Source organism: Brevibacterium sp. Marseille-P9724 (assembly GCF_902500275.1).
GTDB lineage: Bacteria > Actinomycetota > Actinomycetes > Actinomycetales > Brevibacteriaceae > Brevibacterium.
The window spans coordinates 505479-525622 of the sequence record NZ_LR722990.1 but is presented as its reverse complement, the minus strand read 5'-3'; the positions used below and the strand labels follow the sequence as shown (position 1 = coordinate 525622).

Annotated in this window: 18 protein-coding genes; 7 read left to right on the top strand and 11 right to left on the bottom strand. The window is 62.4% G+C overall.

What is annotated here, in order from left to right:
* Nucleotides 1-303: 303 nt before the first annotated feature.
* From GC119_RS02530 to GC119_RS02495, 9 genes are all read right to left on the bottom strand, one after another.
* Nucleotides 304-981, bottom strand: coding sequence for a response regulator (locus tag GC119_RS02530; RefSeq protein ID WP_151952341.1), 678 nt, complete (start codon nt 979-981; stop codon nt 304-306).
* Nucleotides 974-2209: a sensor histidine kinase gene (locus GC119_RS02525; RefSeq protein ID WP_151952340.1), complete on the bottom strand. Its 1236-nt coding sequence runs from the start codon at nt 2207-2209 to the stop codon at nt 974-976. The genes GC119_RS02530 and GC119_RS02525 overlap by 8 nt, the downstream gene beginning before the upstream one ends.
* Nucleotides 2210-2258: 49 nt before the next feature.
* On the bottom strand, nt 2259-3677 hold the full coding sequence (locus tag GC119_RS02520) for an ABC transporter permease (protein WP_151952339.1): 1419 nt from the start codon (nt 3675-3677) through the stop codon (nt 2259-2261).
* Nucleotides 3677-4417, bottom strand: a complete 741-nt coding sequence (locus GC119_RS02515; RefSeq protein ID WP_226829189.1) for an ABC transporter ATP-binding protein — start codon at nt 4415-4417, stop codon at nt 3677-3679. Before GC119_RS02515 ends, GC119_RS02520 begins: the two co-directional genes overlap by 1 nt.
* Before the next feature lie 1096 nt (nt 4418-5513).
* Nucleotides 5514-8486: a DEAD/DEAH box helicase gene (locus tag GC119_RS02510; RefSeq protein ID WP_319643748.1), complete on the bottom strand. Its 2973-nt coding sequence runs from the start codon at nt 8484-8486 to the stop codon at nt 5514-5516.
* A 287-nt stretch (nt 8487-8773) separates the two neighbouring features.
* Nucleotides 8774-8947, bottom strand: a complete 174-nt coding sequence (locus GC119_RS10895; protein WP_226829187.1) for a helix-turn-helix domain-containing protein — start codon at nt 8945-8947, stop codon at nt 8774-8776.
* A 316-nt stretch (nt 8948-9263) separates the two neighbouring features.
* Nucleotides 9264-9542 (bottom strand): hypothetical protein, encoded by a 279-nt coding sequence (locus tag GC119_RS02505; RefSeq protein WP_151952336.1) that lies wholly within the window; start codon nt 9540-9542, stop codon nt 9264-9266.
* Between the two features lie 198 nt (nt 9543-9740).
* Nucleotides 9741-10745 carry an isopenicillin N synthase family dioxygenase gene (locus GC119_RS02500; protein ID WP_151952335.1) on the bottom strand — a complete coding sequence of 335 codons (1005 nt, stop codon included), beginning with the start codon at nt 10743-10745 and terminating at the stop codon, nt 9741-9743.
* 190 nt (nt 10746-10935) lie between these two features.
* Nucleotides 10936-11841 (bottom strand): DUF2268 domain-containing protein, encoded by a 906-nt coding sequence (locus GC119_RS02495; RefSeq protein WP_151952334.1) that lies wholly within the window; start codon nt 11839-11841, stop codon nt 10936-10938.
* A gap of 674 nt (nt 11842-12515) precedes the next feature.
* Between GC119_RS02495 and GC119_RS02490 the strand changes: the two genes are divergently transcribed.
* From GC119_RS02490 to GC119_RS02480, 3 genes are all read left to right on the top strand, one after another.
* Nucleotides 12516-13328, top strand: a complete 813-nt coding sequence (locus GC119_RS02490; RefSeq protein WP_141750122.1) for a hypothetical protein — start codon at nt 12516-12518, stop codon at nt 13326-13328.
* A 198-nt stretch (nt 13329-13526) separates the two neighbouring features.
* Complete coding sequence (locus GC119_RS02485; protein ID WP_151952333.1) at nt 13527-14120, top strand: TetR/AcrR family transcriptional regulator; 594 nt, start codon at nt 13527-13529, stop codon at nt 14118-14120.
* Entirely contained in the window at nt 14117-14473 is a 357-nt protein-coding gene (locus GC119_RS02480; protein WP_151952332.1) for a DoxX family protein, read from the top strand. Before GC119_RS02485 ends, GC119_RS02480 begins: the two co-directional genes overlap by 4 nt.
* 73 nt (nt 14474-14546) lie before the next feature.
* Here the strand turns inward: GC119_RS02480 and GC119_RS02475 are convergent, their stop codons facing one another.
* Both GC119_RS02475 and GC119_RS02470 read right to left on the bottom strand, forming a co-directional pair.
* On the bottom strand, nt 14547-15086 hold the full coding sequence (locus tag GC119_RS02475) for a GNAT family N-acetyltransferase (RefSeq protein WP_151952331.1): 540 nt from the start codon (nt 15084-15086) through the stop codon (nt 14547-14549).
* Nucleotides 15086-15934, bottom strand: coding sequence for a DUF3097 domain-containing protein (locus tag GC119_RS02470; protein ID WP_193215591.1), 849 nt, complete (start codon nt 15932-15934; stop codon nt 15086-15088). Before GC119_RS02470 ends, GC119_RS02475 begins: the two co-directional genes overlap by 1 nt.
* A 246-nt stretch (nt 15935-16180) precedes the next feature.
* Here GC119_RS02470 and hrcA point away from each other — a divergent pair, with 246 nt between their 5' ends.
* The 4 genes from hrcA to GC119_RS02450 all read left to right on the top strand — a co-directional run bounded on the left by hrcA (nt 16181) and on the right by GC119_RS02450 (nt 20134).
* Nucleotides 16181-17185, top strand: coding sequence for a heat-inducible transcriptional repressor HrcA (hrcA, locus tag GC119_RS02465; protein ID WP_151952330.1), 1005 nt, complete (start codon nt 16181-16183; stop codon nt 17183-17185).
* Nucleotides 17186-17272: 87 nt separating this feature from the next.
* The gene (gene dnaJ / locus GC119_RS02460) at nt 17273-18379 is read left to right on the top strand and encodes a molecular chaperone DnaJ (RefSeq protein WP_151952329.1); all 1107 of its coding nucleotides are present in this window, start codon (nt 17273-17275) and stop codon (nt 18377-18379) included.
* Nucleotides 18376-19149: a 16S rRNA (uracil(1498)-N(3))-methyltransferase gene (locus GC119_RS02455; RefSeq protein WP_151952328.1), complete on the top strand. Its 774-nt coding sequence runs from the start codon at nt 18376-18378 to the stop codon at nt 19147-19149. The genes dnaJ and GC119_RS02455 overlap by 4 nt, the downstream gene beginning before the upstream one ends.
* 34 nt (nt 19150-19183) lie before the next feature.
* Nucleotides 19184-20134: a PhoH family protein gene (locus tag GC119_RS02450; RefSeq protein ID WP_226829209.1), complete on the top strand. Its 951-nt coding sequence runs from the start codon at nt 19184-19186 to the stop codon at nt 20132-20134.
* Nucleotides 20135-20144 lie beyond the last annotated feature (10 nt).

The window sequence follows — 20144 nt, the reverse complement described above, 5'->3', positions numbered from 1 at the left end:
TCACAGCAGCTCGACACGATCACCGGCCCCATCCACGACTGGCGCGACTTCCGTGACCAGCAAAAGCGACGCCGCTAACCGCACCGCTCCCGCGCTTCTCTGCACCTCCCCGGTCTCCGCTGCGGTCAAGATGAATCAACGCATGCCGTCTGAGGCGCGTGCCTGTCGCTTTCGTGAGTTGGGCAAGGAAGCCGAAGCTCAACCGCCGAGGGAGCTCTCCATCTGGCGACGAAGTTCACGGGATGACAGGCACATCCCTGTTGTTTCTCTCCAAGGGTGGGTGTGCGGGCGAGAATCCGAGTGTCATAGCCCTGCTTTGTGCCAGTGCACGGCGATCTGGACGCGGTCGCGCAGATTGAGCTTGGTGAGGATGCGGCTGACGTTGCGGCGTACGGATGCGGGTTCGATGGCGAGGCGTTCCGAGATTTCGGCATTGGATTCGCCGTCGGCGATGAGGCCAGCTATGTCGCGTTCGCGGGGCGTGAGCAGGTCGAGCAGTGCTCGCATCTCGGTCTGCTGGTGGTGGGGGAGTGTGCGTGGGATGCCGCGGTCGATGACTTGACGGGTGATGCGTGGGGTGAGGATTGCGTCGCCGCGGGCGACGGCTTCGACGGCTGCGATGAGATCGGGGGTGCGGACGTCTTTGAGGAGGTACCCAGAGGCGCCGGCGGTAAGTGCTCCGAAGGCGTAGTCATCTTCGTCGTAGGTGGTCAGCACGAGAACCTTCACCGACGGGAATGCGCGGGTGATCTGACGAGTGGTTTCGATGCCGTCGAGCACCGGCATGCGCACATCCATCAGGATCACATCGGGAAGCGGAGCCGCTTCGCTCCGGCTGGCGGTCAGCAGATTGATGGCTTCCTGCCCGTTGCTGGCTTCAACGGTCACGGTGAGGTTCGAGCTTCGTCGAAGCATGAGCGCGAATCCTCGACGTGCCATGGGCTGGTCGTCGACCAGCATGATGCGCAGCCGGTCAGGCATCGTGGTTTTCCTCGTTCGGCGCGATCGGCAGTTGGGCTTTGACGATCCATTCATCGGGCTCTCCGGGGCCAGCGGCGAATGTGCCGCCTTGGCTGGTGACTCGATGGGACAGGCGCTGCAGCCCACTGCCCGGTCCGTGGTCGTAGGTGTGGCGCGGATGTCCCTGGCTGCGAATGGTGATCCGCGCGCCTCCGGTCAGGTGGTGGTCGATGGAGATGGATACTCGTTTGAGGGGCTCAGTGTGGCGCACCGCGTTGGTGAGGGCTTCGCGGACGATGCTGAAACCGAGGCCGGCGATGCCGGTGTCGTCGGTGCGTCGTCCGGTCTCGGTCACCGTCACGGGGATGTTGAGGGTGCGGACGCGGTTGACCAGATCATGGACGTCGTCCCAGCTATGGGGGCGGTGGTGGTCTGGAGCGGGTGCTGCCGGGTTCTCAAGGTGTCCGAGCAGAGAGACGGCGTGCCTGGTCTCGGATAGTCCTTCTCGTGCCATGGCCTCGATGTCTTCCAGTGATTCGTCGAGTTCTGGATTCTCTGTGGTGCCGGCGAGGCCTTGGGAGAGGGCGATGATGGCGGTGAGGTTGTGCCCGACGCTGTCGTGCAGCTCGGCCACGATGCGCGTGCGCGCTATGGCCTGATCCCGTTCGGCGGCGATGGCACGGGCGCGCTCGGCATCATGGTGGGATTGCTGGGTGGCTGTTTGCCAGCCGCGCACGCTGCGGACCCCGACCCCGGCCAGGATGCTGAGTGCCGCCACGCTGAGCTGGCCGACGTACTCGTCAGCGACCGTCGTCGAGGTCGCCATCCATGAACTGGCGAGCATGCCGGCGCAGGTTGATGTGACCGAGCCCGCCACGGATGTCAGCCCGGTGTCGGCGACGACGCGTAACAGCGCGAACAGCAGCGGGAAGGCGACGTAGTCGTGCATGCCGATCGTGGACGCCGCCAGGTACGCGGCTCCGATGACCGCGAGCGCCAACACCGGCCACCGGGGGCTCCACAGCAAGATCATCCCTGTGAGGACCACGGCGATCGTGATGCCCACGGCTCCCGGCGTCGACTGGACGAGGGCCAAGGCGATGCCATCACGCGCGCTCCCGGCGAACAGGAGGCGCGCGACCATCAACGCTTGGAACGCGACGCAGGCGAGCACGATCACCAGCCACGCCGTGCTGGCTTCCCGACGCTCGCGGCGGGGCTGATCGAACCAGCCCCGAACAGCCTGCACCGCCGCTCCTCCCAGACCTCGACTGCTGATGGTTGCTCTTGCCAGTGTTTCAGACGTGACGCAGACCCGCCGCTGCTTCCCGGCGCAGCCACGGCATCGCCTGGCTGAACTGGACGGCCCACAGCACGAACCAGCACCCCAGGAAGCCCGCGGTCAATCCCAGCCACGGGACGCTCAGCACCACGGATCCCACCAGCGCCAGTGAGCAGGTGACCACCAGCCACGCGACCAGAGCCACCGGAAGCAGCCCCATCCCGGCTGCGCACAGAGCTAGACAGAACGACTGCCACGCGACCAAGCGTGAGACCTGTACGGGGCTCATCCCCGACGCTCGCAGCGTAGTGTGCTCGCGCACCTGGTCGCGGCCGCTGAGCGCGATGACCGCAACGCTCGTCGCGATCGCCATCACGCAGAACAGCCCCAAGAGAAGAGAGACGTCGGTCAGATTCGGATCCTCCAGCGGGAATCCCGCCCGCGTCATCACGGCTAGGTAGGAGCCGGTTGCGGTGAAGATGACGCCGCCCAGTCCGATCGCTGCCGTCAACGGTGCGATCGTGTTTGCGTTCATCGCCGCCTGCGTCTGGGCCGAGCGCGCCGCCACCTGTCCCACGGGGACACGAAAGAGACGCAGCACCCGGTGCGCGACGCTGAGCGCGACATGCACCAGAGCGGGTCCCGTCACGTACACTGCAGCGGCGCTCAACCCGCCGACCCACGTCGCCGCATTCACCATTGCCGTGGTCGACCGCCCGACCTGCGCAGGATCCAACGTCCGGGGGGTCGCGGCCGCCATCGCCACAGCACAGGCCAGCAGCAGGCCTCCAACGAGCCATCGCCCCCACGCACGCCGGCTCCGAACAGCCGCGGGCCCACGCAGCGCTTCAACGGGCTCCACCAGCGCCGCACGATGCGAAGGCCAGGCAGCCCCCAGCAGACAAGTCACCACCGAGACGACAAGCGCTGAGCCGCCCGCCACAGTGCTCGGCCTGAAGGGCGGTGGAACGAAATCACCGGTGCCGCCCGGAAAACTCGCACCGGCAATCTCATTGAACCACGGCACCACGAGAGAGCTCAGCACCGATCCGAGCACCACCCCCGGAACAGCCCCGAGAACACTCGCCAGACCTACCAGCGCCCACAGGCAGGCGCAGACCTGTCGGGGCGAGGCGCCCATCAGCCGCCACTGGGCGAACGTGCTGCGGGTGCGCTCCACCGTCGCGGAGCCCACCACGGTCAGCGAGCACACCGCGAGCAACGCGATCACCGTGTAGATCGTCATCGAGACCATCGCGAACTCTTCGCCGTCGAGACCTGACCGCCGAGCCGCGTCCAAGAACTCGGTGGAACTGGTCCAGAGGAACTGATTCGTGCACGCCGTCACCAAGACCGTCACCGCGGCGACCACACCCATACTTGGCGCCCACCCGAACCAGTCGCTGCGGAGGATCAGCACCACATGACGCAGCATCACCGCACCTCCGATCGGCGCACCGGTTGACGCATCCCGGCCAGCACCTGACCGGCGTCAAGCCCGGAGCCCACCCTCGTGATCGACCCGTCGCGCATGAACACCACACGATCAGCACGGACAGCGGCATCCACGTCATGCGTCACCATCACCACCGTGATCCCAGCATCCGCGAGCTCCCGCAGAACCTCCAGAACCAAGCGTGAATTGGCGCTGTCCAACGCGCCCGTCGGCTCGTCAGCGAATACGACAGCGGGTCGGAGCAGCAGCACACGGCACAGCGCCACCCGTTGTTGTTCCCCGCCCGACAGCGCCCCAGCGGCCGTCCCTGCCTTAGCCGCCAAGCCGAAGCGTTCCAGCAGCCGAGTGAGGACCTGACGGTCAACCCGCCGGCCGGCCAGAGACAGCGGTAGGGCCACGTTCTCCTCGACGCTGAGATAGCTCACCAGGTTGTACTGCTGGAACACGAACCCGACCCGCGACCGCAGGAACGTCGCCCGCGCCTGCCGAGACATCGCATAGATGTCATGCCCCTCAACCAGCACCTGACCCGCGGTAGGAGCATCCAACCCGCTCAAGCAATACATCAGTGACGTCTTGCCTGCGCCGCTGGCACCCACGATCGCCGTCAACGACCCTGGAGAGAACGTCACCGAACACTCCCGCAAAACCCAGTCGCCGCTCGCGATCTGTCGCCCCACAGCAACGGCACTCACCGCGCTAACGTTGTTCGCCTGCACTATCTATTCCTTCCAGTACCGGCCCCCATTCGAAGGCTCACGATGAGCAAAGCCCAGCGCTGGCGTTCGCGTCACGGCGATGGCAAGAACTGTCATCACCAGTGGACAAGACCAGGGCCCAGAGACGCGGAGGCAGTCTGAAGGCGGCGGCCGATGCCGGCCGCCCAAGGTAGGCCCCTACAACCACCACGACATTTGTTACCGGGCGGCGAGAGAGCTGCACCCTTCGCCTGGGCCATAAGGCTGCGTCACGGGTCGGACGGGTGTCTCGGCGCTGCACTTCAGCGATGGTCCTGCTGTGGCTTTAGGACTGTTCCACGACCGTGCGTGTCGCGCATCACGATACCGGCGATGATCAAGTGTGTGCGGATTGTCCCCGCCGTGTAACCGAACCTGTCGTCCACGCGCTCCAGTGAAGCTCCTTGCTCATACATGGCACGCATCAGCCGAATCTCGCTGGTCGATGGTGAGTGGTTGCGGAGGATGACACCGCGTTCTCGCAGGAGGCGAGCGAGTCGCTCGTGTCCAAGGCCCAACCTGTCGGGCCATGGCTTTTAGGGACCCGTCGGCAGCGTAGGCTGCTTCCGCTCGTTGAAGAAGGCCTTCGGATGCCCGCGGTGACCACCGCGGTTGGCGACTCCGGCGCTGTGGTCCCTGCCATCGAGCCCGGATCGACTGGTGCACTCGCATCATCTGAACTAACGGCGGGGCAAGTTTCGACAAGCCTCCCGCTAGGTCCACCAGAAACAAACAGCCTCGCCACTTGGCGGGGCTGTTCTGCTGTTGCGGTGGCTTCCGGTCGTGGCGTCGATGGTGGTGTGGGCGAGGGCGCTGGCGGTGGTCTCGTCGGGTGAGGTGGCCAAGCGATGCGCGGCGCGCGATGGCGAGACAACGCCGCGTTGCCACTCCTCGAACACCTCCCGGGCCTGAACATAGGATCAACGAGTGACGAGCAACTACGGCTCATCGCTGGCGCCGCCTCATATGTGCAGACCGTGACCAAAGGTGGGTTTGAGGTCTGCGGATCGGACTGATTGGCAATAGCCGTACGGATCTTCGGCGAAACAAGCATCGACGCCCACGTCGTCTCTACGGGCTATTGAACGAGTGCGTTGGACAGGTCTCGGAAGTAGTTGTGGCGCGCCCAAAAGGAGCGATCGCCAATGACGTAAAGGCGGCGTTTGGCGCGGCTGGCGGCAACGTTGACAAGGTTCGGGGTGCGTGCCCAGTTGACGGGTGCTCCCGGTTTGTTGGGGTCACCGCCGAGAACGAGGATCACGACGTCGGCCTCGCGTCCTTGCGCTGTGTGAATGGTTCCGGCTTGGAGGCCCTGATACTTCGGGATGAGGCTGCGGAGGCGATCTGCGACGGCTCGAAACGGAGAGATGGCGATGACCTCCGACGGCGGGACGCCGTGGTCGTTCAAGTAGTCGAGGGCCTTCTCGAATCGCTCGATCTGGCTTGGTTGGAGATGGCTGCCTGGGCTGTTGGCCGGCTCGTCGGCCCAGAAGCTGGGGGCGATGAGTGGTCCGGTTGGGCTGTCGAAGCGCTCGTTGGGGTTGTCGAGATTACGGTGGACGCCGTTGACCATAAGGTTGTTGTAGGCGATCTGGTTGCACAGAGTGAACATCGGGTTGTCGCAGCGTCGGTGCACCAAGAGTGGCGCGCTGACCCAGACTTTTTCCTCGCCCTGATCGAGCTGGGTCCCGAACGGCGTGACGCGGTCGGCCAGGGTCTGGACGGAGGCGCGTGGCGGGATCCAGGTTGTGCTGAGGTCGTAGTTGCTGGCGATGTTGCGTTGTGCCTTTTCGGGGAGTGTGACGACGGGTTCGAGCTGGAGCGGGTCGCCCACTGCGACGATGCGTTGCGCGCGCCAGATTGCGCCGGCGGCGTACTGGGGTGAGGCTTGCCCGGCTTCGTCGATGAGGAGCCAGCCGATCGCCTCAGAGCCAATGCCGCTGAACATCCGGCTGGCGGAGGCGAAGGTCGTGGAGATTAACGGAACGACGAGGAAGAACAGTTGCCAGGCGGCACGGATCTTCTCGGGTTCGAGGTCGCGTGGGTAGTTCCCGGCGACGACCTCACCGGCAGCGCGTAGCCCGTTGAGCATGTCGCGTGCGGTGTTAGCGAGGAAGTCTTGGTGTAGTTGTAGTGCCGCGATGAACAGGTCCGAGCGCGCGGTGTCGAGTTCCTTGTCGAGCCAGGGTGCGTGTAGCTCTCGCTGGTCGCCCTGCCATGCCAGGCCGGGATATGCCGCACCGAACCGTTCTTCGTCCTGCGCACACTGATCCTGAAGTCTGGCCCGTTGATCTCGGAGGCCGTTCAGGTCGTGTTGAGCTGACGACAGCCGTGCTTGGGCATGCCGCACGGCGTCGTGGAGCCGTTGCCCACGGTTGGATACGTTTTGGTAGTGCTGCTCGGCGTTGTCCAGTGTTCGCGCGAGGTCGGCAAGGCGGGTGCGCCATGCTCGGACGGCTCGTCCAAAGGAGAAGATCGCCTCCAAAACGCCGGGTTGAGTAGCGAGGTGCCGGTCGTGGCTGGCGGCCGCTTGCGTGCGGTCTGCGTCTGCCTGCTGCTGAATCGGCTGATGCTGGGACAGGTCGTGTTGGGCCCGGTTCAGACCTCGGAGTTCCTGTTCGATCGCTGCTTCCAGGTCGCGTTCACGTTCGGCCAGTTCCGGGACTCGCCGGAGCCGGTCTTGGGCCTGAGCGCGTTGCCGGATGAGTGCGTCGACGCGCTGTTCGGCAGCGTGGAACGCCTCGCGTGCTTGTTCCCAAGGCGTGTGGGGGACCTCGCCGTCTCGCCACTGCCTCAACCGTGTCTGTATCCTCGGGACGCCGTTCTCGACAGGCTTCTTGGTCTTGGGGTCTTTTTCATCGAACCAGAATGCTGAGTGGAAGGCCGAACGGTTTCTCTTTCTGCCGAGTCGGGCGGCGACGAGACCCCAGGCTGTTGGCGGTGCCGCGTTGCTGGCGGCAACGTCTTGGAGGATCTTGGTCGCGATATCACCGAAGTAGTCGATGTGGCCACGCCACGGCGCCTCGATTGCGTTCTCGTCGGGGATCTCGGTGGTGACGTTCTCGACAGCCGCGTTGTTCGCCGAGGCGACGACCATCTCGAAGCCTGTCAGCTCGGGTTTGAGCTGGCGAACGATCCGGTCGTGACCTTCGCCATCGGACCATCGATGGGTGATTTCAGTGAAGGCATGCGGTGGCCGAGACAGACCCGCGAGTTGTCGGGCTCGCTCGACGACGTTTCCTGCGAGGATGTCGCGTAGCATGGTCGTCTTGCCGGTGCCTGGCGGACCGTTGACGCCCATGAGACCAGTGCTGTGCCCGAGGTCGTTCAGCGCTCGGTTGACGGCGAATTGCTGGCTCAGGGCCAGTGAGTGCTCCGGGTTAGCCGGCCATCGGCCCTTGGGGAGGTGCTCGATCCTGGTTCCTGCGTCGACCGCGTCCGGGTGTGTGACGACATCGATCCGGTCGGACACAGGCAGTGTCTGGTCGCCGGTGAGATATGTGGCGAGGCCGGCGCCGAGAACTCCGCGTGCGACATGATCGCGTATGACCGCAAGGTCATCGAGGTAGAAGCTGTTCAAGAAGTCGGTGTCCGTATTGTCTTCGGCTCGTCGTGCCGACACCGCCACACTCTCGATGACCACTCGATCGTCCGCGAGGTCATCGAAGCTGTCGACTCCGGCAGCGATATGGGAGAGCTTCAGCAACTTGTTCAGCGAGTCCGAGTCGTAAGGCGGGGGCTGCTCTCCACCATCGGCATCACGGCGGGCGCCTTCAAATGCGTCAATCGAGTCGACGAATTTTCCCGCGGTCTCGGTGAACCCGTCCATCCAGCGCGGGTTGCTCGGTCCGGGGTCTCGTGTACGACCGGCAGCCCAGAGCGCCGAGGACAGCACCGCCGAATCGGTGACGAGACGACCGTCGTGATCGATCAGGAGACCGGCACAGGCGCTCTCACCCTCAGGCCGTTTATCGTAGGCACCAGGATCCTCGCCGAACACACGACCCAACGCCTCGTACGTCGCCTCAAGCTTGTAGACGCCCAGATACACGGTGTGACGCCAGACCCTTCGCGTCCCGTTGAACGGCTTGGGCGGAGCCAGCACCTCCCAGGGAAGAGGATCCCCAGCTTGCCACGCGATCACCTGACGATCTGACGGTCGGGTTGCTCGACGCGTCAAGGCCGGCACCTGCTGTGGGCTGAACAACTCCAACATCCACCAGAACGTCAGTATCCGCAGTCGCTCATCTCTGACCCTATCCAGTCCCATGGGTCCATCTTGCCATGTCGGACAGCAACAGTTGCCTGGCGGCCAATCTCGGCGATCGACGTGCTTCGCTATCTTCCACATCCGTGCGCATCACGCAGCACTATGTCGGCAAATCGTAGATGGTTGTGGACTGTGCTGGGTGAGAATCCGAGGTGCTTGCCAACGCGTTCGAGCGACTCACCACTGGCATAGCGATGAGCCATCTCCCGCACCTCTTCCGGCGGCGCTGTAGCACGCCGCATCCGTACACCCCGGTCCCGCAGCAGCAAGGCCAGTCGTCCCCAACCGATCCCGAGCTCGTTGGCAAGGTCTCGCAACGTGGCGCCAGCCTTTTACTGTCTCTGTGCCACGTCGAGCAGGGCCTTGACGGCGCGAGGGAGCCTGCGCGGGAGTGACTCCTCGCGGCCGGCCTTGAGCACGCGGATGCGAATCGACTGGTGCATCGAACCGATCCGAACCAACGGCGGGCGAGTTTCGACAAGCCTTCCGCAAGGTCCACTTTGTGAAGCCCCGGGGGGGGACATCGTTCACTCGATGTCCCCGGAGGGGGACGCCTGCTTAGCCGTCTTCCGAAAGCGTGAACGACAGCCAATCCGCAATTTCGTCGCGCAGCTGCTCATCAGTTGGCAGGGGGCCGAACAACATCAGCTTCAGCATCTCGATCCAATAGGTCAGCCTGCTGTCTGCCGCGACGTATGCACTCGATGAGTACCCGCTGGGAAACTCCTCGCTCGGGCACGTCAGCCAATGCACGTGCTGTGTCCGCGGGGTAGCTACCACGCGAAAGCGATGCCCCTCGACTTCGAGGTAGGTGGTGCGGCGTCTGCGGAGCTTCATGCATCTCGTTGTATCACGGGCGACTTACAACCGACCCGCGTCCGAAATACGACAGCATCCCCATGCGTGAAGACGGCTAAGCGCCGATTTATCGAGGATATAACCGTCAGCTTATCGCCTCGATACCAGGCAACTTATCGGCAAGCTAGCTGCCAACTTATCGGCTTCGCGCCTGAACGGACACCGCAACAGCACCCCTCACTGCGCTCCGACGAGGTGCGGATAGTGCTTCTCGGTCACATTGGGGTGGCTGCGCAGGCGGGAGGCGAAAGCGTTGTCGCCGTAGACGGTGTGCAGGACATCGAGTTCGTCGACTGAAACTCCGCGCGCTTGAGATGCAAGTTCCGGCGGGAGAGTCACTGCTGGCAGCTGTGCGCTCAGTGCTGGGTTATAGAAGAACGGCACTGAGATTCTGTCCTCACCGGGCTTGGTCGGCAGCACCCTGTGGAGGGTGGCCTTGAGGTAGCCGTCGGTGGCCACTTCCAGCAGTTTGCCGATGTTGACGACGAAGGTGTTCTCAATCGGGTCAGCATCGATCCAGCCGTCAGCTGTGAGCACCTGCAGACCCGAGGTTCCCGGCTGCGGGTACAGCAGCGTGAGAGTGCCAGCGTCGCGGTGTTCGCCCACACCCTGCGTGACGGAGTCATCTTCGGCGGCCGGATAGCGTACGATCTTGATGAACGATTCCGGCTCATTCGCAAATGCGGGTGCGAAGTGGTCAGCCGGCTGCCCCAGGCTCAGCGCCCATTGGCTCAGCAGCTTGTCGCCGACCTCCGTCAGCTGTTCAAACCACCTGTCGGTGATGGTTTTGAGCTCCGGGAGTGACTCCGGGTACTGATTGGGGCCGCGCAGATTGTCGTAATCATGGTCAGGCTCAGCAACGGCAGGACGGTCAGCGCCGATGTCGATCTGTTCACGCCAGTCGACAACACCTCGGGTATGTTCGCCGCCGGTGCGGGTGTAGCCGCGGAAGTGCTTGGAGTGAGTGTTCTCAATTGCGAGTTTTTCTTCTTCCGGCAGGTCGAAGAACTTCTGTGAGACCTCGAGAATCTGTGCGAAGTCCTCAGCGGGTATTCCGTGCCCGGTCAGGTAGAAGAACCCGATTTCGTGTGTGACCCGGCGCAGATCTTCACGAAACTGCTCGGCTGTTGCGGGATCGTCGGCCAAGCTGAGGTTGAGGATGGGAAGCTGTGCGGTGGTCATGGGTTTGCCTCGGCAATCTGTATGTCGATTTCTGGTCATTGCCGACGCTAGACGCTGACGAGGCGTCTGCCCCGGTTCCGCTGTCACGGCAGGAAAGATTCCGTCATCTTGAGGCAAATTCATGACGGCCTTTGACAGTGTGCGACGGCTTATAGCCGATCGCGCAGGCTCTGCCAGCACGACTCTTGAGTCAATTGCCGTGCCGTTCTAGGCCCAACTGCGGCAAGGCAACGTCTAAGATTTCCTCAGCCGGTGTGGTGACACACTCTGCTGCGGTGCGGCTGGTCGTGTCGAGATAGGTCTGCACGATGCGGGTTCCTGCGGCATACCCGGCGCCGGTGGGCAGGCCTACCGGCGTTGAGCCGAACAAACGAGCGGTTGCGTCTCCTAGAACCCATGCGGCGAAGTCCTGCATGCCTGTCACTTCGAGCCCGTGGACCACACGCTGCAGCACCTCGTCGCTCGTCCTGGTCTCGTCAGCAACAAAGTGCGTATAGCCGCGGTCACCATAGGAATGGGCGGCAAAAAGGTCAGCAAGCCCTTCGGCTATGACGTGCTCCCCAACAGTGACGGTCTGTGGGTTCCACATGATGCCTCCGGGTGAGTAGCGGACGTTGTGGTGGAGTTCGTGAAGGGCAATCGCTTCCAGGCGGTTGAGGACTTCGTCGGTCGGCCAGAGCGTGATCGCGATGTATCCGCTGATCCCGCCAAAGGCTGACAGGCCTTTGATCTCGTCCATGAAGTGTCGGTTCGTTGGGTCACCAAGAACCAGCAGCGCAGTCACGTCGGGAATCCGCAGACTTGGGTTTGCAGCAGCCAGATCGGCCGCACCCTGTGCCAGGGCCGCTTCGATGCGGTGCCATGCAGCGGCCTTTTCCAGCCTGCGCAGCGCATCGACCACTTGTTGGCGTGGGGCTTCCGGGCCAAAGCCGAAGTTCTGGCGGTGGACGGCAGCCAAGTCAAGTTCGCCGGGATTGAAAAAATACATGCCGCTCATGGGTTCCCACAGTCGGCGGGCAGCTTCCTGCCATCTTTCGGGAGGGCAGTCCAGCATGGCGCGCATCTTGGCGGCACTGTCGATCATTGAGATTGTCATGCAGCTGACGCTAAAGCCTGACGTTGCGGCAGGGTCAACTGGGCGAGAAGATCCGCGCGAGCGATCAGTACAGCTGTGCACCGATTCTGGTAAGGAGTGCCTCTCATTGAACCAGATCTGAAAACTGGTCGTGTCATCAGTTGCAGAACAGTCGGTGAGCTGAATCGTCGGAAAGCACAGACCGTCTTTCACAAGGTCCAATCTAAGAAGTTTTAGGAGCTGCCGCCTGGAAGCCCGGTTCGAAGAACAGCAAGGTCGCCGCTGAGTATTCGCGAACCTGCGCCAATTACTCGCCCGACTGGGTGACCGTATTCAACCGGGGGTACCTTCAGCCACTCTCCTTAGTTGTGCGGGAATAAGAGATGGTCGCAGCTGTGTAGCGCAGTTCTCTGTGCTCGTCCCTGACCACGTTGCTATTTGCCAGTACAGATGCGAGTGGAATGTGCAAACTCGCCGCAGTTCGTAGTCTGGCTGTGCTCTCTAATGATCTGTCAGTAATGAGGCTTATCGTTCCGATACACAACGCAAGAGCCTGTTCTGCGGCTATTCATTATCAGTCAGTTGGGCTGGTTAAATGATCTTGTCGGTATTATCTGCTTGGTAGGGTCGCATTAATGTTGGCAGTCTCTGACTGAGGAGTGCTGATGCACACAGCCTGCGTTGACGGACAAAGATTGATCGTTGCCATCGAGTATGCGAAGTTGAGCGCTGGTGAACGAGAGGAGCTCCGTGGACGTTTATCCTGCCCCGACCATGCATGTGCTGCTCCGGTCCACTTCCGCTCTCGCAGTGTCGATGGCAGGCCGCCCCTTTTCTACTCCAATGAGCATGCCCCGTTCTGCACCGAAAAATCTCCGGAAACCAAACAGGCCGTCCTTGAAGGCGAAAAGAGGGAAGATGAAGCGATCTGGAACGATGCCAGCGAACTCGTGCTCCGTCTTGACGGCCCCAAAACCGATAGAGCCTCCGTCATTGACGGAATAGGACCAACGGTGACGCAACGGGGGCGCAGACACAATCCCCGGCGCGGGGAACGTCATACGCATGCGAGTTCTATCGGTCTGCGGCCGCTTTTGCGTCGACTGCGAGATGACCCATCATTTCGCGCGTCGACAATGCCATTGACTCTATCGGACGAAACCCAGAGCAGCATCCAAGAAGCCTGCACCCATGTCTCTCACTACGTTCATCGGTTTGGCAAACGTGTTGTTGTGTGGGGTCCGGTTGTCGCGGCACAAAACGGCTGGATTAACAGCGGCTATCGGGAAGAGGAGCTTCCTGCCGTACTGGTACGCGAAAAGTTCATTGCCGAAGTCCTCGGGCGAGTGTACTTAGAGAAATTTGCTGATCTCAATCCTGGCGACCGCGGCTCATTCCACTTCATCGTCGAGGGTCTTTTCAGGATGACGAAACACGATACGCCCTGGGTGACCCTTGAAAGTCCGAACCATCTTGCGCTTCTGCCCGACCCGCCCGCCGGAGGCTAGTGGGTTAAACCAGTGCCAGGAAAACCTAGAAATCCTGGTTTGTTTATCCCGTCTTGGCGGCTGTGCTCCGATCTTCTCTCTATGAGGCACGGTGGCATGCCCTTGCTTCTGATGCTGAAAGTCGCATTGCCTAGGTTGTAGAACGAGGCCGTGAGTCTATACTGAACGTGTTCAGTGAACATGTTCAGGGAGGTTTAGTTGGCTGGTGTTCGCACTTCGGCGCGCAATGAAACCCGCCGCGCGGTGTTAGACGCAGCGGATCGTCTGTTCCATGAACGGGGGTTCCAGGCGACAACTGTGCGCGACATCGCCCGGGAAGCGGGTGTGAGTGCCGGAACGGTCATGTCTGTCGGCGACAAAGAGGCCCTGCTTGTGGAGCTCTTTGACGGGCTCATTGCGGAACGCCAAACTCATGCCGATGCACAGAACTATGCCGCCGATGTCCGCTGCGGCGCAGACGCGGTCGCCATAGTCGAGCCATTTGCGGCGCTGTTCGAGGAGCGCCGCAGCCTCGCCCAGGCCTATGCCTCGATCCTCGTCAGTGGACGACACACATCCGTGGTCTTCACAGATTTCGCACAGAGATTGACCGCAGTGTTCCAGCAGGTCATAACAGTCTGCGGGTGCTCAAATGCGGCTGAAGCAGTCAAACGCGCCGAAGCACTTCACGCCGCCTACATCGGCAGCCTATTCATATGGGCTGCAACATCTGAAACCTCCGCACAGCAGTTCTTGACTCAGCTGCGCGACATCTTCGCGGCAATCTGCCCACATACAGGAGGCAACTCATGACCCTGATCCCAACGTCCTGGATGCTGCCGACGCTTCTGGCCGCTGTCCTCCTTGGGGATGTCGCCCTGTCCATCAAGCCAGTCCGCTTCATTCGCGACTGTCTTCACAGCGTTAACTTCCCCGAAAACTGGTGGTGGTCACTGCTCGTGATCAAGGTGCTCGCAGCAAGTGGCCTCATTGCGGGAATATGGGTGCCCGGGCTTGCTTTCGCAGCCAACGCTGGGGTCATCGCCTACTTCCTCTGCGCTGCCGTGGGGCACATCCGAGCAAAAGCCACCGGCACAGCCTTTTGGATCAACTGCCTGGGGATGTTGGTGCTGTCCTGCGTCACTCTGGCATTGAGCTTTCTATAGACATGGTCGACCAGTCTCGGCGCACGCAGGCTCAGCAACAACAGGCTGCTCCGCTGATCCACAGGCAGAATATTCAGACCTCAGCTGTGATCGCGGAATACACCGCCAGATCGCGGACCTCGCCGCGAAGGACCTCTCCATTGCGGCGCATGCCCTCAAACCTGAAGCCGGCTTTCTCTGCAACCCTCCGGGATGCGGCATTGTCGGGGTGCACACACAGTTCAACCCGCTGTGCACCGCGCGCAAAGGCAAAATCGGTCACAAGTCGCACTGCTGCCGTCATGAATCCCTGCCCGCGTGCCCACGGGGCGGTCATATACCCCAAAGACACATAATGAGCGCCGTGGGCACGCAAATTGACCTGCCCTAAAAAGCGATCAGAGTGCTCTGTTCCCGGGGCCGTTATGACCCACGATGGTTCCGGCGGGTTCGTGCACCAGTCAAGCGCCATGTCGCGGGTGTATTGATGTGGCACCTGCGTCCATTCGACAACCGCAGGGTCCTGGCAGGCTGCGAAAAGATTGTCCGCATCACCCTGCCGGAATCCGCGGAGAACCACGCCGCCGCCGGACAGTTTTCCAGAGCCGAGAAAAGGACTTGCGCTAGGTGCCATCAGTGTCTGCCGACTGTCACAAAGTCAATGAGCTCTTCCACCCGGCCCGACAGCGTCCAGTCGACATCCCCAATGGATTTCACTGAGCCGAGAATCCGCTGCCACGCTCGGGCGGAGTCACGGTGGTCTTCGTGCGGCCAGCCGATTCTGCGCAGGACCCCGAGCTTCCAATCTTCTCCGCGTGGCACCTGCGGCCATTCGGCAATCCCAACCACAGACGGCTTCACGGCCTGCCAAATGTCGACGTACGGGTGGCCCGTGACCCTCACGTGCTCCGCCCACGGCTGGCTGGCAACCTCGCTGACAATCCGCGTTTCCTTCGTGCCTTCGATCAGGTGATCAGCAAGAACCCCAACCCGGTGCTGTGCATCCGGCTGGAACTCGACCAGCGCCTCCATGAGGTCATCAAGACCTCCCAGGGGTTCGACGACAACACCTTCGACCCGCAGGTCGTCACCCCAGATCTTCTCGACCAGCTCGGCATCGTGCTTTCCCTCAACCCAAATCCGGCTGCCCCTGGCAACCCGGGCTTTGGTCTGCACGGCTCTGCTTCCCGAGGCGGTACGGCCGGGTTGCTTGTGCACTGCCGGGCGGGGGCGCACCAGTTCGACCGGTTTGCCTTCAAGCAGATAGCCGAAGCCCAAGGGGAAGGCCTGCGTGCGGCCGCGACGATCCTCCAGGTGGACGAGAAAACCGCCGTTGGTCTTCTCCAGCTTCACCACGGCGCCGACATAGCCGGTCTGAACCTCTTCCACAACCATTCCGCGTTTGATTTCAACCCGCTGGGTCTTGGGTCGTTGGTGGGTGCGGCCAGAGGAGAGGACGTCGCGTCCATAGCGATCAGACATGAGAACCACGATAGCCGTGCGCTGGTATCGCACCGAACATAGCGCGCCGTGGTGTTGCTCGCAGCGTGTTGCTCCCAGAACCGGCGCTGAACTAGTACCAAAGGCAACCGAGGCCAGCCCCAGAAGCAGCGGGCGTTTGTATAGACGTGCACGCATCATTAGAATTGGCACTCTAAGAGTGAGAGTGCCAAAAGCGAGCGCCCGATGTGCCCGTGCAGGGCAGGGCGCGGATGGGAGCGATTCGGGATGAACGACGAGCGGCGCAGCAGAGTTCTGCGGGCGATCGTCGAAGACTATGTGGCCACCAACGAGCCCGTCGGCTCCAAAGCCCTGGTCGAACGCCACAAGCTCGGCGTTTCCTCGGCAACCATCCGCAACGACATGGCCGCCCTCGAACAAGAAGGCCTCATTGCACAGCCGCACACCTCAGCCGGCCGTATCCCCACCGATGCGGGATACCGGGCATTCGTCGACCGCATTGACGATGTCAAACCTTTGTCCAGCGCAGAGAAACGAGCAATCTCCCAGATTCTCTCAAGCACGCAGAGCATTGACGACACCCTCGCCCAGACCGTCCGCCTGCTGTCGCGGCTGACGCACCAAGTGGCCCTCATCCAGTATCCGGTGCGCACCCAGACCACCATTCGGCGCGTGGAACTCGTTCAGCTGAGCCCAGAGCGCATCCTCGTCATCCTCATCACCGACACCGGAGAAGTCGAACAGCGAATAGTCGAAGCACTCGACCCGATTGACGAAGACGATGTACGCGGTATGCGCCGGGCCTTCAATGAGGCGTTGGAAGACACGCGGCTGGATGCCCTCGAAGAGACCCTCAGTGCACTCGCAGTGCCCGTATCACTGGCCCAGACGGCAACCGCAATCGCCGAACGTCTGGTTGAACTGGCCCGCAGCAAACGTCAGGACCGGCTCATCATGGCCGGGGCTGCAAACCTGGCCCGCGCCGGCAGCGAGTTCGGCACCCACATGGGTCCGCTGCTTGAGGCAATAGAAGAACAGGTTGTGCTTCTGAAGCTGCTGGCAGATATGCAGGCCGACGGCATTGCCGTGCAGATCGGCAGCGAAAATCGCTTTGAGGCGCTGGCAGGGGCGTCACTCATCGCAACCGGCTACGGAACAGAAGACACAACGGCCTCATTGGCAGTGCTCGGTCCCACCCGCATGGACTATCCCACCACCATGGCCGCCGTCAGAGCCGTGGCGAAATACGTATCGACCATTCTGTCGGACTGACCAGCTGACTGACCTGACCGATGACTTAATGACAGCACCCCCAAATCCCCGACCTTGTGCAGACGCATCTGAACGAAAGAAGAAGCAGTGAGCGATCACTACGAAACACTGGGCGTCGAACGAGACGCTTCCGCTGAAGACATCAAAAAGGCATACCGGAAGCTCGCCCGGAAGTACCACCCGGACGTCAACCCCGGCCACGAAGACGAATTCAAAAAAGTCTCCGTCGCCTACGAAACACTGTCCGATCCGGACAAGCGACGCCAGTACGACATGGGTGGATCCACCGCTGGCGCTGGCGGCTTCGGCGGTTTCTCCGACCTTTTCGACACCTTCTTCGGCGGGGGAGGACCACGCCGTTCAGGCCCGCCGAATCAGCGTGTGCGCCCCGGTCGCGACGCCCTCGTGGAACTCACGATCGACCTCGAAACCGCTGTCTTCGGCGGAAAAGAAGACATCCGCGTGCAGACGGCAGTCACGTGTGAAACCTGCCACGGCGGCGGTGCGCGCGAAGGCACCAAACCCGAAACCTGCGGGCTGTGCCACGGTGCGGGCACCATTTCGACCGTTCAGCGGACCATCCTGGGTGACATGCGCACCCAGCAGGTGTGCGGCAACTGCTCTGGCTACGGCGATGTCATCAAAGATCCGTGCAACAGCTGCGGTGGCGAAGGCCGCGTGCGCGAAGAGAAGACTCTGTCAGTCAAAATTCCGGCAGGCGTGCACGACGGCACCCGCATCCTGCTGTCCGGCCACGGAGAAGTCGGCCCCGGCGGCGGTCCCGCCGGTGACCTCCACATCGAAGTCACCGTCCGCGAACACGATGTGTTCACTCGCGACGGCGACAATCTGCGCGCCGAACTGTCCGTGCCCATGACCACAGCGGCACTCGGCAGCACCGTGACACTCGAAACCTTTGACGGTCCGCGCGAACTGACCATCGAACCGGGAACACAGACCGGCACGGTCGAAACCCTGGCAGGGCTCGGTGCGGGCCGCCTGCGCCGAGAAACCCGCGGCGACCTGCTGGTGACGGTCGTCGTGCAGACGCCCACCAAGCTCACCGGCGAACAGAAGAAGCTCCTCCAGCAGCTCTCAGAAATGCGCGGCGAAGACACCGTTGAGCACGGCCTGGAGACGAAGTCCAAGAGCGCCTTCAGCCGCTTCCGCGAAAGGTTCGCCCACAAGTCGTGACGCTTCCGGTCTTCTACACTGACGCCCCGCTGTCAGAGGTTCGCCCCGGGCAGCGCGTGCCGATTACGGGACAGGCGCTGCACCACGCCGTGACCGTACGCCGGATGAAGGCCGGGGAAGCGCTCGAACTCACCGACGGGGCCGGTCTGCGGGTTCGCGGAGTTCTTGAATCGGCTTCTAAAGAAGTCGCCGTTCTCGCTGCCGACGAGGTGGAGCACGAGCAGCCGCCCACACCGCGGCTGGGTCTGATCCAGGCTTTGGCTAAGGGCGACCGCGATCTGGCGGCAGTTGAAACCGCGGTGGAAGTCGGCGTCGACGTCGTCGTGCCGTGGCAAGCACAGCGCTCAATCGTCCAGTGGAAAGGTGCGAAAGCGGCCAAAGCACACGACAAGTGGGCCAATCTCATCCAGGCCGCCTCACTCCAGTCCCGCCGCGTGAACTTTCCGAAACTCGAGCAGCTGAGCTCCACCTCGTTCGCGGCCCAGAAGGCCCGCGAAGGCGCTCTCGTCATCGTCTTGCACGAAGCGGGACCCCGGCCCTTTGTGCAGACCCTGCGCAGTGAACTCAGCAGGCGAACAGTCGAAGAGATCTACGTGGTCGTGGGCCCCGAAGGCGGCATAGCCGATGCTGAACGCCAGCAGATGGAAGAAGCCGGAGCCCTCACCGCGGTGCTCGGGCCCACGGTTCTGCGGGCCTCTTCGGCAGGGCCGATCGCACTGGCCCTGACCCAACAGGAACTGGGCCGTTGGGGACCGGCGGACAACGGCTAGGCTGGTAGAAGACAACTGAGGAAAGGAAGCTCTCCTGGACACTGACCAGAGCACCGCACTGTCTGTTCCCGAATCCGTTGACCTCATCGCACTGTACGGGCCGCAGGACCAGAACCTGCGGACAGTCGAAAAGCTGTTCCCGGACGTGAAGATCCACGTTCGCCAGCGCACCATTCAGCTGACCGGCGATCCCACGAGCGTGGCCCGCGTGACCGAAGTGTTCGGCCACATGCGCAAAATCATCGCCAGCGGAGGCCGCCTGGACCCAGAAGCCGTGTCCCGCGTGGCGGGAATGCTCGACGACGGGCAGGACTCGGCAAAGGTCATGACCGACAACATTCTCTCGACTCGCGGCAAGACCGTGCGGCCCAAAACCTACGGCCAACATGAATACGTCACGTCGATCCGCGAAAACACCATCACCTTCGGAATCGGCCCGGCCGGCACCGGCAAAACCTACTTGGCGATAGCCATGGCCGTGCGCGCCCTGCAGAATCAGGAAGTCTCCCGCATCATCCTCGCCCGCCCGGCGGTCGAAGCCGGTGAGAAGCTTGGATTTCTGCCCGGCACCCTTGATGAGAAGATCGACCCGTACGTACGGCCCCTGTACGATGCGCTGCACGACATGATCGAGGCCGAGCGCATCTCCTCGCTGCTGGACCAGGGCATCATCGAAGTGGCCCCACTGGCATACATGCGCGGCCGAACGCTCAACGACGCTTTCATCATCCTCGACGAAGCTCAGAACACCACACCCGAACAGATGAAGATGTTCCTCACCCGCTTGGGCTTCAATTCCCGCATGGTCGTCACCGGTGACACCAGCCAGATCGACCTGCCCGGCGGGACGAACTCCGGACTCAACGTGGTCCAGTCCATTCTGGGCAATGTCGAGGACATCAGCTTCCACCGTTTGACCGCCAAGGACGTCGTCCGCCACTCACTCGTGACGAAAATCGTCCAGGCCTATGAAGAATGGGCGTAGAGCAGCACCG

What these genes read in the sequence shown, in the direction of transcription:
- GC119_RS02530 (WP_151952341.1), bottom strand. Translation starts at nt 981, where the DNA reads ATGCCTGACCGGCTGCGCATCATGCTGGTCGACGACCAGCCCATGGCA.
- GC119_RS02520 (WP_151952339.1), bottom strand. Translation starts at nt 3,677, where the DNA reads ATGCTGCGTCATGTGGTGCTGATCCTCCGCAGCGACTGGTTCGGGTGG.
- GC119_RS10895 (WP_226829187.1), bottom strand. Translation starts at nt 8,947, where the DNA reads ATGCGGCGTGCTACAGCGCCGCCGGAAGAGGTGCGGGAGATGGCTCAT.
- GC119_RS02505 (WP_151952336.1), bottom strand. Translation starts at nt 9,542, where the DNA reads ATGAAGCTCCGCAGACGCCGCACCACCTACCTCGAAGTCGAGGGGCAT.
- GC119_RS02500 (WP_151952335.1), bottom strand. Translation starts at nt 10,745, where the DNA reads ATGACCACCGCACAGCTTCCCATCCTCAACCTCAGCTTGGCCGACGAT.
- GC119_RS02495 (WP_151952334.1), bottom strand. Translation starts at nt 11,841, where the DNA reads ATGACAATCTCAATGATCGACAGTGCCGCCAAGATGCGCGCCATGCTG.
- GC119_RS02480 (WP_151952332.1), top strand. Translation starts at nt 14,117, where the DNA reads ATGACCCTGATCCCAACGTCCTGGATGCTGCCGACGCTTCTGGCCGCT.
- GC119_RS02475 (WP_151952331.1), bottom strand. Translation starts at nt 15,086, where the DNA reads ATGGCACCTAGCGCAAGTCCTTTTCTCGGCTCTGGAAAACTGTCCGGC.
- GC119_RS02470 (WP_193215591.1), bottom strand. Translation starts at nt 15,934, where the DNA reads ATGTCTGATCGCTATGGACGCGACGTCCTCTCCTCTGGCCGCACCCAC.
- hrcA (WP_151952330.1), top strand. Translation starts at nt 16,181, where the DNA reads ATGAACGACGAGCGGCGCAGCAGAGTTCTGCGGGCGATCGTCGAAGAC.